Genomic DNA, 16,246 nt, shown 5'->3' on the forward strand with positions numbered 1-16,246 from the left:
CGATTTAACGGAACAATGGATTAATTTCCATATTCTTGAGTTTCCCGCTAATCTGAAGACTTGATTCCAAGGTATATCTTGAAGCAGATTTTAAATTAAAGCACCCGTTAGTTTAAAGGATTAACAACGGTGACGGTGAACTCTATAATAATTAATGGGATTTTTTAGTTTTAAAAACTAAAGGAGGATTCTAATGAAAAACATTTTCGAGATCAAGCATACAGATGAAATATTAATTCGTATCGATGACTTAAATGTAAATTCACAACCAATATGGGGTAAAATGAATGTTTCTCAAATGTTAGCTCATTGCTCATCTTTCCAAGATATCGCATTGGGAGATTCTTTCCCTAAAAGAGGTTTGTTAGGAATATTAGTAGGTAGATTTGCAAAACCCATCTTTTATAATGACAAACCTTTAGAGCACAATATGCCAACTATTCCAACCATTTTAATTACATCTAAAAGAGATTTTGAAGTTGAAAAAGAAAAACTAAAACAAAAAATAATAACATTTCAAAAGAATGGACCAGAGTCTTGTACAGATCATCCACATCCTTTTTTTGGAAAACTTTCTTCCCACCAATGGGGAAAAGGTATCTACAAACATCTTGACCACCATTTAAAACAATTTGGAGTTTAGTAGCAGGAGTTTAAATATACCGGACCATCTTAAACTATTCTGCTTTGCCAATAGCCCTGATATTCCTTATGCTTAATAAAAAAGAGCTAGGACTCTATTGATCAATCGCTACGATATAATGGAAGGCTTGATTTCAAGGCCTTTTGTTAAAATCATTGTCTTAGAGTTAAGGTGCGCCTCTAATCTGCTTTAACTTTTTAACAACCCCTTGCACTCGAGTATTAACAAATTGCTTTCTGTATACGTTTTTTTGTAATCTTCCAATGAGATGTATGCCAAATAATTTGTTGTTTATCTATGAGGAGTAGTTGTGGTGATTTGTGAGGTATGTTTGTAACCTTTGCAATCTCATTAGAAATTCTTCTGTTTTCAACAACCTTTACCATATAACAATCCACTATTCCTCCCCCTACCTTTTGGAAGTTCCTCAAGTGTTTGAAGGATCTAGAACTAATCATACAAGATGTGCTATGTTTAAAGACTAATACCGGCGAATGGATCGATTGTCTCCACAGGGCCCACCAATCTTCAAGAGATGTCAATTCATGAATAGAGTTCATTTTCATTCCACCAAAAAGTTAATCATTCCTACTAATTCTATCGATTACTCCTATTATCAATCATGGAACCAAGGACCAAACCTAATAGGATACCCAACATAAGACTAATCGCTAGTTGATTCACAGCTATCCCTATGCTGGTGCCCATGATAAACCAAGAGCAATTCCTAACCCACGGTACTTTGATTTCGTTTTCACATTATTCTCCCTACAGCTTTATTCATTGAACTAAAAGCTACATTACATTAGATACGATTTCATGCTGGAAACGTTTCAAAAATTTGTTCCGTCATAAAAATTAAGTGATAGCCGCTTTACAGCTATCGCTCCGAGATTAATTAAGGCGCAGTATCAAGATACCTTCCTTAAAACCATTACGGTTCTATTACTTGATAAGATCTCTTTTAATAATTGAATACATATATAAATCATCAAACTTACAAAGAGTATATTCATAGCTCCTGAGTAAACCTTCTTTTGTAAAACCTAGTTTGCTAACCAATCTATGGGATTGAATATTAGTAGGCTCTATTAAAGCCTCTATCCGTTCTAAATGGTAGTGATTAAATCCATACTTAATAATAGTTTCTAGCGCTTCTGAGGCAATGCCTTTCCCCCAATAATTTTTATTTAATTCAAATCCAACTTCAGCTTTATAATGTTTGGGGTGCATATTTAAATACCCGCAACTACCTATAACCTTACCTGAGTCTTTTAAAGTAACGCCCCACCTAATGCCTGTTCCTTCTTTTATTATTGAATGATACCAGTCGATTTCATCCATTACTTCTTCAACACTTTGGGCAGGCGGTAACCCCATATGTTTTACGACTTCTTCATCGGACAAATAGTGATACATATCCAAAGCATCCTCTGCGACTACCTCTCTTAGTACTAATCTATCTGTTTCAATTATTGGATTGTGTTTTTCCATTCATGTTCCTTCCCTTAACATTGTTTTTCTATTTTCATGTTTAGCTTACAGATATAAAGAGGATACGAATCTATGTATCGATCTTCAGCTCTTGCTCCGAGATTGTGGAACATTGATATTTGTTATGATTGTTTCCAACTACTAGTTTGTATCCTTAGAACAGAAGCCATTACTCCTATGAGGCAAAAGATAATTCCTACTGGCAAGATGAAGAATAGTAAAAAGTCTGGAATTATTCCAAGGTACGGTAGAATTGTACATACCGGAACTGCAACGGTCAGAGTTAATAAGATAATCAAATCAAGTTTTTTGGTATTCAAATAAAAATCCTCCTAAAAGCAATACAATAGTTTTATTAGCATCTAATCTAAGTCAAAATGCTTAATACCAATTATTTCAAAATAGAACTAATAAATCCATCTTTTTCCCCAAAAGAGCCTATCTAATTAAAGATAAGCTCCGATTTAATAGAACAATGGACTAAATTCAATATTCTTGAGTTGCGCTCGATTGCCGAGTTGTGCTTTTTATAATGTCGTAATAAGAGGTCCTTCATTTGTAAGAATAACCGTATGTTCGTATTGAGCCACAAAGCTTTCATTGGTTAAGAAAGTCCATCCATCTTCAGATTCGAAAACTTCCTCTTCGAATGTAGAGATCATAGGCTCAAAGGCAATTACCGCACCATCTTTCAAGATTTCATCATCCCAACTAGCGAAATAATTAAAAATATGTTTAGGTTCTTCATGAAGCGAAAGTCCAATACCGTGCCCAGTAAGATTTTTTATTACTGTTAAGCCATGGCGTTTCGCTACATTGTGGGCAGCCTTTCCGAGAGCACTTTTTTTTGAACCTGGCTTTGCCTGCTTAAGTCCAGCATGGAATGCCTCTTTAGAAACGTCACATATTTTTTGTAATGCCGCGTCTCCTTTCCCTACTACAAATGAAATTCCAGTATCTGCGTAATATCCGTTTTTTGAACCTGAAACGTCTATATTCACTAAATCTCCTTCATGGATGACCCGTTTTCTCTTCGGAATCCCATGCGCCACTTCATTATTTATACTAATACACGTATACCCAGGAAAATCGTATTCTCTTTTTGGCGCAGATTGAGCTTCTGCCTTTTCAAACATCTCTCTTGCAATTTCATCGAGTTCTTTTGTCGTAATTCCGGGTTTCGTACTATGGACCAATTCATCACGAATCGCTCCACAAATTTCACCAATTATTTTCAATCCATCAAAATCCTTTTTAGTTTTTGCAACCATTGATTTCCCCACTTTTTAATGTATTTTATGATTAGTATTCCATTTAGTTTCTAGCATAAACTGAACAGGTTTTTCTTCAACAATCTCTGGCCCTTTTATGGATTGAATATGACAACCTCTTTTTCCGTTAAATTGCCCTGTTATTAACTTAAACAAAAAGGAGCGTAATCCTTTTTAGATTAACGCTCCGAGATTGTTGCATACCCCTTTAATGCTTATCCATTCAGCTCATCTTGATTAGTTTCTAAATACCAAAGGACGATATTGAAGAGTTGCTCTGATTATACGGTAGACTTGATTTCAAGATAGTTTAAAGTAGATTTTAAACTATCGCATCCGCTACCACCCGTTGCAAACGATTTTGTTCTGTTCCTTATTAAGCTGTGTTACATTACTTATTATTCTTTTCCACTAAATTCTAAGATATTTAAACCCTCAGATGCTTCTGGTGTTTCAAAAAATTTAGTAACATGGATAAACCCCTCTTTCGTGTCAAAAGCTGCTCTTTCGGGCTGTTCGTTACGCCTTTGAGCAATTTGACTTAAGCATTGCTCATTATTTACATTAATGAAAATTAGTTGATGGCTTGCATGTACTTCTGACGCCATATCTAAAAACCACTTCCGCTGTTTTTGAGTGTTAGCTGGAAAATCCATCACTACATCTGAACCGACACTTAATATGTTTTGGACATGCTTTTTTAACAACGGCTTGAGTTGCGCCGAGAATTTTAGATAGTCCTCAAATGATACAATCTGATTCGGATAAAGAGATGAAAGCCATTCATCTTCAGACAATAGTACCGCATGTTTATCGAGCGCCAATTGTTTTGATTTAGTTGTTTTTCCTGCGCCCATTTTTCCACAGAAAAAGTATAGCGTGCCTAATTGTTTCATATTTTCTAACCCCCGCGCTTAATCTAGTGGTTGTTGACCCACCTTACTTCGTTTGTCCAACAAAATATAGCGTTTTTGCAGCAATAGCTCCCGTTTATTGAACAACTTCAATATTGTATCCTAAAACATTTTTACCACATTTAACCAAAAAGCAATCAATAAGTTCCCTACAATCTCAATCCGGATATTTGTGTAACAAGGATCAAAACAAAAATAGAGCGCACGAATCGGTAGAAATTCGTCGCTCATTTGAATTGGGTCTTATTGGTCAGGGTAGATAAATAACCTTATAAGAGAGCTACCGTTTCTACGATACATTTTCAAAAAGTTGTTCTATTAAGGCACTTATCTCAAATCATCTTCGTCTAGAATAAACACATCCTCAATCCTTGAATTTAACTGTCTTGCGATTTTGACTGCTAGTTTAAGTGATGGGTTGTATTCCCCTTTTTCGAGAAACACGATCGTTTCTCTTCGAACGTTCACGCGTTTTGCGAGATCTGCCTGTGTTAGTTTAAGAGCTGCTCGCAATTCTTTCATTCTTGTGTTCATTACTGAAATCCTTTCCTTCTAACTAATAACCAATTGATTCCAAAGCTGAAGATCATTCCGGAGAGTCCTAACATCAGTAGATCATCCTGTTGAATGTGCTTGTGGAAAGCAAAGAGGGCGAGCCAGATAATAAGCGAAGAAAAATAAGAATATCCTGCTGCGAACATTTTCATCTTCTGAGAAAGTTCATCATCGTGAGGGATACCCTCTTTAATATTTTTCCATAACCGTAGAAAGATGGGTATAAGTAGGAGCATGACCACCATGGTCGTGATCGTTAAAATTAACTCAGAAGTCGTCATCGCATCGTTACTGAATACCGTGAACATCTGAAATAGGAGTCCTGCAGCAATCGAAGCTGACAGAATAGAAACAAGAATCAACGCAGTCTTTGAATTCAACTCTCTTACCTCCTTTTGTTAGAAATAATTAACCTTATGTTATAAATATATAACATAATATTGGTTTTGTGCATTATTTTTTAATTTTTCCGAAAATATACGTAATAGCTCATTATTATTAAAGCAAAAAAAGAGAACGCCATCAGAGTGGTGTTCCCGTATTTATTCAACAATTGCTCCGAGATTGTTGAACACTTTAAGTAAAACATTTACGAGCGCAATTTTAGTTAAGTAAACTTCCAAAAAGTAAAATCCCACTCAGAAGAACCGCCAAACTAAGGGATATTATCATTGTGAATAGACTTCTCGTCATACCTTTCCAGTCTCTAATACCAGACAAACCAAATACTCCAGCAAGAAATGTAAATAACGAAATAAATAAAACTATTGTTAAAGGGTGAATTCCGATTATGGAATTACTGAACCAACCTGAGAATGAAACTATTAAAAATAATAACACGCAAATAAATGAACAGATAAATGAACAAATGTTGATCTTCTCCTGCATCCCTCTCTCCTCCAAAAATAACATCTTAAATTCCATCTACTGCATTCTGTGAAAAAGGTCAAATTCATTTTGCTCCGTTACATATGTTATAGAGGCTTGCACTCAATTGAGCAATTGCTCCGATTTAATGGAACAACTTAGATTTAAACTTGAGTTTATATCAAAAAACAAGTCCGATGATGGTGAGAAGTAAATTCTTTAGGATTCACTGATGCTAGTGGTTTAGTTGACTTCCTGGTGATGCCAACATTCAACGCCTCCCCCTTCTCCTCCTAGTTATTAAACCACTAAAACACTTTACGCTGATATATGCGAATAGAGAGAAGCCAAGAAAAGCCATATAAAACTACAACATAGATTCCTATCCCTATAAATAAGGAAGGGCTTGATGTTGTCAGGATAAGGTGAACGACCTGCCTAATCCGATCATGTAAATTCGGAATTAGGAAATTAATTGTCAGTAAATAAAGACCAAATAATCCAATAAAGCCCACGTAAAGATATTGGGTCTTAAATTGATAACTAAACGGCAATAAAAAAGAGGCTGTTGTGAGAACAATCGTGAACATGAGCAGAAAGTCCTTCCATAAGGTGAATTCACCGTGAAAAACAAGTTTTCCAACTAATAACGCCAGCGCCACCATACATGTAAACAATACGAAGACCACATACTTCGAACCAACGATTTGTTTCCTAGTGTACGGTAAAGAGTTTAGAAACATATGTATGTTCGATTTCTCATCCAAAAAGATAGCACTCATAAAGATCGAGAGGCAGAATATAAGTCCTGGATAGATAATTGAAGAAACCCCAAGAGCTGAATATCCACATAACATTAGCATAAGAAGCGCCAACAAGTTCTTTTGCATCACAATATCTTTACGAACTAAGTTGAGCATGTGATGGTTCCCCCTTCTTCGTAAAAAACATAATATCTTCAAGCGTCGGTTTTTCAATAAGGACCGTTTCCCCGAACATCTCTTCCACCTCGCATTTATGATCGGTTAAAGCCACAAACCCAAATGATGATTTCTGAATGGCTACAAATGCTCCTTCAGTTTCCTGATCAAGTAGCTCAAGTCCGCCTTTGACAATGGCATACTCCTCGCTTATTTCATTAAGATCCTTCGTAAAGATATGTTCACCGTTATGAATAAAGGTAATATAATCCGCAATCGTATCTAAATCTGTTGTGATATGAGTTGAGAAGAAAATCGTCTTTTCTCCATCCATCATCAGTTGTTGCAGAATCTCAAGCAGCTCTCTTCTGAAAATTGGGTCGAGTCCTGATGTGGGCTCATCCATTATAATGAGCTCTGCATGGTGGGATAAAGCGAAGGCTAAAGAAGCTTTCATCATCATGCCTTTAGAAAAAGTTTTGATCGGCTTTTTAAGTGGAAGTTGAAAGGTTTTTACATACTTATAAAACAGATCATCATCCCACATATTGTACGCCCTTTTAACTATATCCTTCATTTGAGCTAAAGTAAGTTGTTCATAGAAGACGTTTTCATCGTAAACAAAACCGATTCGCTGTTTAATTTCTTTCTCTCGTTCCTTATAAGATGACCCAAACACAGATACATTCCCACTATCTGGCTCGAGTAAGTTCATCATCATCTTAATCGTAGTGGACTTCCCAACCCCGTTTCCACCGATAAATCCATGCACAAACCCTTTTTTAACGGTCAGCGAAAAATTCTTCAGTGTAAATCCATCAAATGATTTAGTCACATTGTTCAGTTCTACCACAGGTTCCATTATTCTTCCTCCCTGTACAAAATAGTAAGCAATTCCTGTAACTCAGTAAGTGGAAGACCAATATCTTTGCTGTTTTGTACCGCTGCTGATAGCTGCTCTTCAATCCCTCTCATCTTACCTTCCTTAATCATCTCGTCATTTTGATCCGACACAAATGAACCTCTTCCTACAACGGAAAAAATAAAACCGTCCTTCTCAAGCTCTTCATAGGCCCGTTTAGTCGTAATGAGACTGACGTTCAACTCTTTCGCCAACTGTCGCATTGATGGCAGTAAATATCCCACCTTAACTTCATTAGAGAGAATCTGATTTTTGATTTGGTTGTAGATTTGTACATACATGGATTGTTTCTCTCGATTTGAAAGTATAATTTTCATTCCATAACCTTCCTTAAATTGTATATAAGTCATTATATATAATATATACAATATACACAATGATTTCATGTAAAAATAATTGTTAGGTAAGAGGGTATTTTTCAATTAGTGTGAAATTGACTCTTTTACCTTATTCAATAAAGTATCCTCATTCAAATGGAAGAAAATATTGAGTCCATCCTTGAGTTGAAATATAAAAAAATGCCAGGTTTCAAAAGTCATATAACTCTTCAATAGCATTGGCTTAATTTTTCTGAATATCTAATCATTACCAATTACCCAGACCGTTTAAGAGAACTCAACCTTTTCTTCAACAAAAAGAAGCCTATCTTATTACAGATAAGCTCCGAGATAGAGGAATAACCAAAGATCATTTCTCCTTCTTTAATAAATGTCCCCGTTGAAGAATAGCGTAAACACTTAGCTCAATATTAATAACAATTAACACTTAGGGAAAAATAACGTCACTAGAACTTTTAAGAGGGGCGTGTACGATATTAAAACGTTTGTAGTATTCTCTTTATTAACATCTTTTTGGTTACAATTAACAGCCATAGATGTTGAAGCAAATTATACTAATGAACAATTTGAAAATTCCTTATATGATATTGGCTTTAAAGAAGTGCATAAGGCTGTTGACGATGCTGAAAAGTTTTATCGAAAAAAAATCGAATTACCTGTACAATTCCCCCCCTATCACGTTTACGCATAGTTTCGGTCGATTTGATGATTTAGAGGGGGATATTAATGACGAATTAGAGATCACGTATATTAATAAAGATGCAACAAAAAATCATTATATAATTTCAATTAAACCATCCAGATATAAGCTAACTTTAAATCCTAACCTAATTGATAGGACAATTCCATTAAAAGATGGGACAAGTGCTTTATTAAGTAACAAAAAACTAGGAAGATTTATCGTTTTATTTTTTGAAGATGAAGGCTGGCAATATAGATTGAGTTTAGATAGTGCAAGTCCTGAAAAAGTATCTCCTGATATGCTTGTTGATATTGCAAATTCATTAAAATAGCCATCAAAGAGATGGCTATTTTTACTTTTTCTAACCAGTTTTTATTCCACAATCCTCCCTCCCTCTATAAAGAAAGGACAATCTTACGATTTCTCTAGTTTTCTTAGATTTTCATAGTCATTCATATTTAGTGGACATTAGAATCATGGAATTATGTTGTATTTATGTCTAATTATGGACTTTAGGAGCCTGAGAATCTATATCCTACTTCGTACAATTTTTAAATAGGATGTATGATTATTTATGATCGCACTAGAGGATGTCCACAGATCTCATGGAGGTGAACCCTCCCATGTCTCACAGAGTCAATGCTCTAAAATTCCTTCGTACAATCTTTCCATGAGGTGGATGTCAGTCATGCTGCCCGACAGGATCATTGTCCGTATTATTGTTGGTTTTACTGATTAATCCGTGCTTCAAATGTCTACTATAAAATGAGCTAGACTATAATTTATTCCGAAAAAGAAACCCTAAGCTGCTGGTTGTAAGTCGGCTAAATGAGGAATGTCACTCAACATTCTTGCTTCACTAAATTCAAATTTCTTTCTACCGATGGCGAACAAAATCCTTATGAGCTTGTTACATAAAGCAATCATAGATTGCATCTTCTTCAATGGATTATTGGTACGTCTTGTATAATACTCATGTAACGATTTAAATGCCGAGTTTTTAGCGACAAGGGGCATAGCTACTTTAAACAAAAGGGCTCTCAATTTCTTTCTGCCTCTCTTTGTAATCTTCGTCTGACCCTTGTGCTTACCTGATGTATTCTCTTTTAAGTTTAAGCCTGCGAGCTTAATAATTTGGCGTGGATGAGAATAATAGCTAAGGTCTCTGACCTCTGCGAAGAAGCCAACAACAGTGTCCCTTCCAATGCCCGTGATACCAAGCATTTGGTCCACACCTGGGATATGTTCAAATAGGGAATCCATATTGGATTCAACTTTTTCGAACTTTTGTTTGATCAAGTCATACTTGTCTAACAGTGTTTGAATCTCTAGTTTAGCCATTTCAGCACCTTGTCGTATGCCTATCGAAAGATTGGCTACTTGTTTTAACTCCTGCATCTTTCCTAAGCCTACGCCGCGTTTAACAGCTTGTCTAAGATGCACCATTAACTCTTCATCAGAGAGGTTCACTAACTCATATGGCATTAAATTTAACTTCAATATTTGTAGCGCTGCTTTGCCTTCCCAGTCCTTAAAAACCGTTAAAAATTCAGGGAAATACCGGTCAATCCAGTTATGAATTTGACCTTGTACGACTTGAAGATCAACAGATAAGAGATCACGAATTTTCCTAGCCCCGCAGAGTTCTGCATACACTCCTTGTGGAATATTTGGTTCAGCGTATCTCCCATCCTTTACTAGTTGTGCAATGACCTTCGCATCTTTTATATCATTCTTCGTAGGTGAATTATCATCTAACTCTTTCGATTTCTTCACGTGTGAAGGATTTACTACAACGAATTTAATATTATGTTCTTTAAGAAAATGGGCTAAATTGAGCCAGTAATGTCCTGTAGGCTCCATGCCTATCAACACTTGGTTCATTTGATGATCATTCAAAAGACTTTGAATCCACTCTAACAATCTCTCAAAACCATTTTTGGTGTTCTCAATCGGAAGCGATGTTCCAAACTCAACACCTCTATAATCTTGAGCACGCGCTACATGGTTGAATTTCGCAATATCAACACCTACAATTAACGTTTGATAAGTAATTTGAGCGAGTTTGTTATTTTGGTTATAATTCATTGTATAAGCTTCCTGGTATTCTGTTTTTATGCTGGCCAGCTAAAACAATCATACCAAGGGGCTTGTTTTATTCTCAAAAAGCATTTTACTTCATAACAGGAATGCTGCCCGATTGTCGAACATCACTCAATTACTATCCAACGCTAAAATTAACATATTTTGGATTTTTTCTCCGCCATACTCAGTACTTTTCTATCTTATTCATTTTAATCAAACCAAAGATTCAATTCGTATCATACACACTGATTCGAAATCATCAACAGTAATTGTTATGTAACTAAGGGGTCTAATTATTTAGGTTTATACATAAATTTATTATTTTGATTTGGTTCGGGAACGGTTCAATCAAACCTCTATTACCTATCTTTAGTCTATCGTCTTAATACCCTTACACTCCAAAAAAAGAAAGCGTTATCACTAAAGATAATTATGGTAATATATAGTTAAAACGAAATGGGGGACGTTATGAGCACGGTTGTTACACCTGAAAAGCACGTTAAGATCCAGAGAAGGAAGTGGCCATATTATCTACTTGGGGGAATTTCACTTTTACTGATCATTGCTATCGCTATAAGCTTCTGGTTTGTTCAAAGAACAGCTCCTGAGACAAAGGGGGAAATGATCCTATCAGGCTTGGAGGAATCTGTATCCATTTATCGAGATGATTCAGGTATTCCTCATATTGAAGCCTCTTCTACTAAAGATCTATTTATGGCTCAGGGATTCGTCACAGCTCAGGACCGCATGTTTCAAATGGACTTAAGTCGTCGGCAAGCTTCTGGAACTCTCAGTGAAGTCATTGGTGAATCGACAATTGATAAGGACAAATTCTTTCGAACGCTTGGTTTAAGAAGAGCTGCAGAAGATTCATTTAATGCCTACTCTCAAGAAGCGAAACAAATTCTTCAATGGTATGCTGATGGTGTGAATGCCTATATGACTCAAGCAAAAGAAGAAAACTCATTATCGCTTGAATTTACACTTGCGGGTTATGAGCCTAATGAGTGGGATCCAATCGATTCTCTTACAATCGGAAAATATATGGCTTTTGATCTAGGAGGACATTGGGAAGGTCAAGCCTTTCGTTATTATCTTCTGCAGAATTTCTCAGAAGAAGAAGCCGTGGACTTGTTCCCAAGTTACCCTGAAGAAGGCTCAACTGTGATTCAAGAAATCAAGGAAAGTAACCTTGATATGTCAAAAAGCTTTGCGAAATCAGTAATCCCAGATCAATATAATGGGAGTAACAATTGGGTCGTTTCTGGAGATAAAACCGCTTCGGGACAACCGCTTCTAGCCAATGATCCTCACCTGGGTCTTGGTACCCCACCGATATGGTATGAAACTCACTTAAATTCACCTGAATATAATGTAAGTGGCGTTATCTTTGCTGGTGTGCCAGGTATTATCGTTGGACGAAATGACTCCATTTCCTGGGGCGTTACCAATGTTGGTCCTGATGTTCAAGATCTTTATATTGAGAAAAGAAATCCAGATAATCCTACTGAATTTCAATATAATGATGAATGGGAGAAAGCAGAAGTTATTGATGAAAGCATTCCTGTAAAAGAAAGTGAACCTCTTCCATATGAAGTCGTTATTACACGCCACGGCCCGATTCTCTCTGAATTTGCTTATGACGACCAACCAGATACTGCATTGTCTTTAAGATGGACAGCCCTTGACCCATCTAGGGAGCTTGAGGCCGTTCTAATGATGGATAAAGCATCTAACTGGGAAGAATTCAAAAGTGCCTTAACCTCTTTTCATACACCCGCTCAGAATTTCGTTTTTGCTTCTACTGACGGCACGATTGCCTACCGGGCGAATGGATTAATTCCTATTCGCAAAAATGGTGACAGCATGGTGCCAGTCCCTGGATGGAACGATGAATATGAATGGGAAGGTTATATCCCATGGGAAGATCTCCCAACAATTGTTAATCCTGAAGAAGGCTTCATTTCTACTGCAAATAATAAAATCACAACAGAAGACTACCCCTATCACATTACACATACATGGGCACAACCGTATCGTCAAGATCGCATTCGAGAAGTTTTGCTTGAAAGCGATGAACTTGAACCAAAAGACATGATGGCGCTACAAAATGATTTCGTGAATTTACAGGGAAAAGAATTTACTCCTCTTCTCATAAAGGAACTTAACAGTGAAAACTTAACTTCAGTTGAAAAAGAAGCGCTATCTGTTCTTAATGAATGGAATTATATTGATGGTAGAGATGAAGCTGCTCCCCTACTCTTTCATCTCTGGTTAGTAGAAATGGAGAAAGTTCTATTTGAGGGAGAAATTGAAAAAGAAATGATGCCGCTTTTTGATGGTAAAAGCCAGGTGGTTGACCAGCTCATAAGACGAGCTGCAAGCGGGGATGAAGGGCCATGGATAAAGAAGTCTGGAGGATTTACATCCGTAGTCACTGAATCTTATCAGGCTGCAGTTTCGAGAGCAGTTGATTTACAAGGGCGTACACCAGAAAAATGGGCATGGGGTACGTTCCATTCGGTTCCATTTGAACACCCGCTAGGTGCGATTAAACCGTTAAACCTCCTGTTTAACCCTGATGTAAATGCAATGGGTGGCAGCCGCGTTACGGTAGGTGCTGCTGGGTGGAACACGACAACTGGACTTGTAACCCATGGTGCACCATGGAGAGGCGTTACTGATTTATCAAATATCCAAACAAGCTACAATGTCATTTCACCAGGTCAGTCCGGCTACGTTTTTAGTAAGTGGTATGATAATCAAATTACGGATTGGGTTGAAGGAGAATATCATGAAACAAAGATGAATGATTACGAAGAAAATGCTCAGCACCTCATTCTAAAACCATAACAAAAGGCTCTCTCAGTCAATGAGAGAGCCTTTTGGCATTCTTACTTTACAGAAACGGTCCAATTCTGCGTATCTTCTAATTTTCCAGTTTGAATTCCTGTGATTGTATCATAAAGCTTTTGAGACAGTTCCCCAATTTCATGATCATTGATGACCATTTTCTTACCAGCCCAGTTTAATTCACCTACAGGGGAGATAACAGCGGCCGTTCCTGTTCCAAATGCTTCTTCGAGCTGCCCTTTTTGAGATAGCTCATACAGCTCTTCAATGGAAACTTTTCTTTCAGTAACAGGGATATCCCATTTCTTTAACAATTCAATAACCGACATTCTCGTAATGCCGTGGAGAATGCTACCGTTTAATTCAGGTGTCACAACTTCCCCATTGATTTTAAAGAAGATGTTCATGCTTCCCACTTCTTCGATGTAACGCTTCTCTACCCCGTCCAACCAGAGAACATCAGCATTTCCATCTTTATATGCTTTCGCTTGCGCTTGATATGCAGATGAGTAGTTACCAGCCGTTTTGGCCATACCCGTTCCACCTTTAACAGCTCTTGTAAATTTATCCTCTACGCTAATTTTCACTGGAGTTAACCCTCCTGAGAAATACGACCCTACTGGTGAGAGAATAATCATCAATTTGTATGTGTGGGAAGGGGCAACAGATAGATTCGGTTCCGTTGCAATAATATAAGGACGTACATAAAGAGACGTTCCAGGTGTTGAAGGAACCCAATCTTGCTCCAAGCTAATTAATTCCTTAAGATAGCCCATTACACGCTCTTCATCAATATGTGGAATGCTTAAACGTTCACTTGAAAGGTTCAGTCTCTGTAAATTTTTTTCAGGTCTAAACAATAAAATTCGATTATCAGCACGATAGGCTTTTAACCCTTCAAAAACGGTTTGACCGTAATGAAAAATCATTGCAGCAGGATCAAGAGTGATTGGCTCATATGGAATGATGCGAGGTTCATACCACCCTTTTTCAGTTTCATAATCCATTACAAACATGTGATCTGTGAACGTTCTTCCAAAAGGAATTTGATCCTTCTCAGGCTTCGCTTTCAAATTAGTGCTTTTCACAATTTCTAAATCTGTACTCATGGCCAGGACTCCTTACTCTCTTGAAAGTGGTTATGATAATGAATTCATACTCCTTCCACATGAAGGCAGTAGATTAACTATTCATCTATTGTACTGCCAAACTCTACTGAATTAAAGCTTTATAGTGCAGAAAGGTAAAAAAATTCAGTTTTTAACACCTATCTCTATCATTTCATACAAATTCTAGATTTCAGGTCCTACTGGTCAACATTTGAAGCACACTTTTTTCACTTTTTACTGTAAGCGATTTCGAGTGAACAGTAACAATGTTTTTAACCAATATAACAACCAGTTCAGGTAACGCCTTTTAATATTTGCTATTGCAAGAGAGGCGATTTTTATGTAAATTAGTCAAGTATGTTTATTAGGAGGTCTCATCATGAATCAAACACAAAATACTCAACGCGTGCAAATGGTTACAGCTGATCCATCCGCTATTGGATTATTCGGTCTTGCTATGGTAACGCTTGTTGCATCATCAGCCAAGCTTGGTTGGACAGATGGCGTCTCATTTGTACTCCCTTGGGCGATTTTTCTAGGGGGCATTGCACAGCTGATCGCTAGTTTTCTAGATGCAAAGCACAATAATACATTTGGTACGACAGCCTTCGCAGCTTTTGGACTGTTTTGGCTTGGAGTAGGAACGTCATGGTTAATCGAATTCGGTGTTTTTGGAGACGCTGCAGCTGCCGCTGTGGATCCAAAGCAATTAGGCATTGCATACATCGGCTATTTGATCTTCAGTGTCTTCATGACAGTTGGAGCTATGGAAACTCATAAAGTACTTTTCTTTATTTTTGTCTTTATTGATTTCTTATTTATCGGACTCACATTTTCCACTTTAGGTATTTTCCCTGAAGGCATGCACTTCTTAGCCGCCATTGCTGAGTTCTGCATTGCGATTTTAAGCTTCTATGGCTCAGCTGCGAGTGTTTTGAATACTCACTTTGGCAAAGTCACACTCCCGATTGGCAAACCATTCGGTATTTTCAAACAAGCTTAGTATCACGTAAAGAGACAGATGAATCTAGATTCATCTGTCTCTTTTATAATTTATAAAGATTTATGAAGATCATGGAGCCTTTGAATTGCCTTAATGCGAATCAAGTTCTAATCAAATGAGTTGTATCACCTATCTCCTTCACTGCGAACTTCCCCCATATCACGCTTATATATATCAACCATAATATCATTATGTAAACTTAATTAGTGATTAACTATAAAAACACTCTTTAATCTCTTTTCAACTCAGCCAGATTAAGTGAATTGATTCTCTCCAAATCATTTTAATACAACATGTAGATCATATATTTTCAATTAATTGTGAAATGCTAAAATGAAATACAAGGCTAACCTCGTATCTCCCATTAAAATTCATTATCCTTATTTACTCAACTGTTTAATATGATTGATGATATAATTTATCTCAGCTATTTTTTGAAAAGGTTCTGTATTTTCGACAATCGAAAAATCTAAATTCCTATTTTTTATGTTCGTAAGACCCAATCACCTTTGAAGATTAGTTCATATACAATTCAGAAAAATTCAATTTTATTAGCCCTCTTATCATCAAGTAAAAACGCCCTTACCTAA

Annotated in this window: 16 protein-coding genes; 4 read left to right on the plus strand and 12 right to left on the minus strand. The window is 36.7% G+C overall.

Annotation, left to right across the window (positions count from 1 at the left end; translation table 11 throughout):
• Positions 1 to 193: 193 nt before the first annotated feature.
• Positions 194 to 643: a DUF1569 domain-containing protein gene (locus tag AC0VYJ_RS12435; protein WP_475365324.1), complete on the plus strand. Its 450-nt coding sequence runs from the start codon at positions 194 to 196 to the stop codon at positions 641 to 643.
• Positions 644 to 864: 221 nt separating this feature from the next.
• On the opposite strand, the gene ytxJ is transcribed toward AC0VYJ_RS12435, so the two are convergent.
• From ytxJ to AC0VYJ_RS12485, 10 genes are all read right to left on the minus strand, one after another.
• Complete coding sequence (ytxJ, locus tag AC0VYJ_RS12440; protein WP_475365325.1) at positions 865 to 1,209, minus strand: bacillithiol system redox-active protein YtxJ; 345 nt, start codon at positions 1,207 to 1,209, stop codon at positions 865 to 867.
• 31 nt (positions 1,210 to 1,240) lie between these two features.
• A complete protein-coding gene (locus tag AC0VYJ_RS12445) occupies positions 1,241 to 1,351 on the minus strand; it encodes a glycine zipper domain-containing protein (protein WP_475365326.1) in 111 nt (36 codons plus the stop codon).
• A 237-nt stretch (positions 1,352 to 1,588) separates the two neighbouring features.
• Complete coding sequence (locus AC0VYJ_RS12450; RefSeq protein ID WP_475365327.1) at positions 1,589 to 2,137, minus strand: GNAT family N-acetyltransferase; 549 nt, start codon at positions 2,135 to 2,137, stop codon at positions 1,589 to 1,591.
• Between the two features lie 527 nt (positions 2,138 to 2,664).
• On the minus strand, positions 2,665 to 3,408 hold the full coding sequence (gene map / locus AC0VYJ_RS12455) for a type I methionyl aminopeptidase (protein WP_475365328.1): 744 nt from the start codon (positions 3,406 to 3,408) through the stop codon (positions 2,665 to 2,667).
• Between the two features lie 398 nt (positions 3,409 to 3,806).
• Entirely contained in the window at positions 3,807 to 4,304 is a 498-nt protein-coding gene (locus AC0VYJ_RS12460) for a P-loop nucleotide/nucleoside kinase family protein (protein ID WP_430242963.1), read from the minus strand.
• 345 nt (positions 4,305 to 4,649) lie between these two features.
• On the minus strand, positions 4,650 to 4,856 hold the full coding sequence (locus AC0VYJ_RS12465) for a helix-turn-helix transcriptional regulator (RefSeq protein WP_430242964.1): 207 nt from the start codon (positions 4,854 to 4,856) through the stop codon (positions 4,650 to 4,652).
• On the minus strand, positions 4,856 to 5,257 hold the full coding sequence (locus AC0VYJ_RS12470) for a hypothetical protein (protein WP_430242966.1): 402 nt from the start codon (positions 5,255 to 5,257) through the stop codon (positions 4,856 to 4,858). Before AC0VYJ_RS12470 ends, AC0VYJ_RS12465 begins: the two co-directional genes overlap by 1 nt.
• A 795-nt stretch (positions 5,258 to 6,052) precedes the next feature.
• A complete protein-coding gene (locus AC0VYJ_RS12475; RefSeq protein ID WP_475365329.1) occupies positions 6,053 to 6,664 on the minus strand; it encodes an ABC-2 transporter permease in 612 nt (203 codons plus the stop codon).
• Positions 6,645 to 7,526, minus strand: a complete 882-nt coding sequence (locus AC0VYJ_RS12480; protein ID WP_430242969.1) for an ABC transporter ATP-binding protein — start codon at positions 7,524 to 7,526, stop codon at positions 6,645 to 6,647. Before AC0VYJ_RS12480 ends, AC0VYJ_RS12475 begins: the two co-directional genes overlap by 20 nt.
• On the minus strand, positions 7,526 to 7,903 hold the full coding sequence (locus AC0VYJ_RS12485; RefSeq protein WP_206894689.1) for a GntR family transcriptional regulator: 378 nt from the start codon (positions 7,901 to 7,903) through the stop codon (positions 7,526 to 7,528). Before AC0VYJ_RS12485 ends, AC0VYJ_RS12480 begins: the two co-directional genes overlap by 1 nt.
• A gap of 641 nt (positions 7,904 to 8,544) precedes the next feature.
• Between AC0VYJ_RS12485 and AC0VYJ_RS12490 the strand changes: the two genes are divergently transcribed.
• Positions 8,545 to 8,937 (plus strand): hypothetical protein, encoded by a 393-nt coding sequence (locus AC0VYJ_RS12490; RefSeq protein ID WP_430242971.1) that lies wholly within the window; start codon positions 8,545 to 8,547, stop codon positions 8,935 to 8,937.
• 470 nt (positions 8,938 to 9,407) lie between these two features.
• Here AC0VYJ_RS12490 and AC0VYJ_RS12495 read toward each other — a convergent pair whose 3' ends face one another.
• On the minus strand, positions 9,408 to 10,694 hold the full coding sequence (locus AC0VYJ_RS12495; protein ID WP_475365330.1) for an IS110 family RNA-guided transposase: 1,287 nt from the start codon (positions 10,692 to 10,694) through the stop codon (positions 9,408 to 9,410).
• A gap of 465 nt (positions 10,695 to 11,159) precedes the next feature.
• Here AC0VYJ_RS12495 and AC0VYJ_RS12500 point away from each other — a divergent pair, with 465 nt between their 5' ends.
• Positions 11,160 to 13,544 carry a penicillin acylase family protein gene (locus tag AC0VYJ_RS12500; protein ID WP_475365331.1) on the plus strand — a complete coding sequence of 795 codons (2,385 nt, stop codon included), beginning with the start codon at positions 11,160 to 11,162 and terminating at the stop codon, positions 13,542 to 13,544.
• Positions 13,545 to 13,585: 41 nt separating this feature from the next.
• Here AC0VYJ_RS12500 and AC0VYJ_RS12505 read toward each other — a convergent pair whose 3' ends face one another.
• Positions 13,586 to 14,653, minus strand: coding sequence for a branched-chain amino acid aminotransferase (locus AC0VYJ_RS12505; RefSeq protein ID WP_475365332.1), 1,068 nt, complete (start codon positions 14,651 to 14,653; stop codon positions 13,586 to 13,588).
• A gap of 379 nt (positions 14,654 to 15,032) precedes the next feature.
• Between AC0VYJ_RS12505 and AC0VYJ_RS12510 the strand changes: the two genes are divergently transcribed.
• Positions 15,033 to 15,656, plus strand: coding sequence for an acetate uptake transporter (locus tag AC0VYJ_RS12510; RefSeq protein WP_255622575.1), 624 nt, complete (start codon positions 15,033 to 15,035; stop codon positions 15,654 to 15,656).
• Positions 15,657 to 16,246: the final 590 nt, after the last annotated feature.

The organism is Anaerobacillus sp. 63XJN7_5_ISO-PGPR-S23-430 (assembly GCF_056173695.1).

What these genes read in the sequence shown, in the direction of transcription:
- AC0VYJ_RS12485 (WP_206894689.1), bottom strand. Translation starts at nt 7,903, where the DNA reads ATGAAAATTATACTTTCAAATCGAGAGAAACAATCCATGTATGTACAA.
- map (WP_475365328.1), bottom strand. Translation starts at nt 3,408, where the DNA reads ATGGTTGCAAAAACTAAAAAGGATTTTGATGGATTGAAAATAATTGGT.
- AC0VYJ_RS12500 (WP_475365331.1), top strand. Translation starts at nt 11,160, where the DNA reads ATGAGCACGGTTGTTACACCTGAAAAGCACGTTAAGATCCAGAGAAGG.
- ytxJ (WP_475365325.1), bottom strand. Translation starts at nt 1,209, where the DNA reads ATGAAAATGAACTCTATTCATGAATTGACATCTCTTGAAGATTGGTGG.
- AC0VYJ_RS12450 (WP_475365327.1), bottom strand. Translation starts at nt 2,137, where the DNA reads ATGGAAAAACACAATCCAATAATTGAAACAGATAGATTAGTACTAAGA.
- AC0VYJ_RS12465 (WP_430242964.1), bottom strand. Translation starts at nt 4,856, where the DNA reads ATGAACACAAGAATGAAAGAATTGCGAGCAGCTCTTAAACTAACACAG.
- AC0VYJ_RS12445 (WP_475365326.1), bottom strand. Translation starts at nt 1,351, where the DNA reads ATGGGCACCAGCATAGGGATAGCTGTGAATCAACTAGCGATTAGTCTT.
- AC0VYJ_RS12495 (WP_475365330.1), bottom strand. Translation starts at nt 10,694, where the DNA reads ATGAATTATAACCAAAATAACAAACTCGCTCAAATTACTTATCAAACG.
- AC0VYJ_RS12510 (WP_255622575.1), top strand. Translation starts at nt 15,033, where the DNA reads ATGAATCAAACACAAAATACTCAACGCGTGCAAATGGTTACAGCTGAT.
- AC0VYJ_RS12480 (WP_430242969.1), bottom strand. Translation starts at nt 7,526, where the DNA reads ATGGAACCTGTGGTAGAACTGAACAATGTGACTAAATCATTTGATGGA.
- AC0VYJ_RS12475 (WP_475365329.1), bottom strand. Translation starts at nt 6,664, where the DNA reads ATGCTCAACTTAGTTCGTAAAGATATTGTGATGCAAAAGAACTTGTTG.
- AC0VYJ_RS12505 (WP_475365332.1), bottom strand. Translation starts at nt 14,653, where the DNA reads ATGAGTACAGATTTAGAAATTGTGAAAAGCACTAATTTGAAAGCGAAG.
- AC0VYJ_RS12460 (WP_430242963.1), bottom strand. Translation starts at nt 4,304, where the DNA reads ATGAAACAATTAGGCACGCTATACTTTTTCTGTGGAAAAATGGGCGCA.
- AC0VYJ_RS12435 (WP_475365324.1), top strand. Translation starts at nt 194, where the DNA reads ATGAAAAACATTTTCGAGATCAAGCATACAGATGAAATATTAATTCGT.
- AC0VYJ_RS12490 (WP_430242971.1), top strand. Translation starts at nt 8,545, where the DNA reads ATGCTGAAAAGTTTTATCGAAAAAAAATCGAATTACCTGTACAATTCC.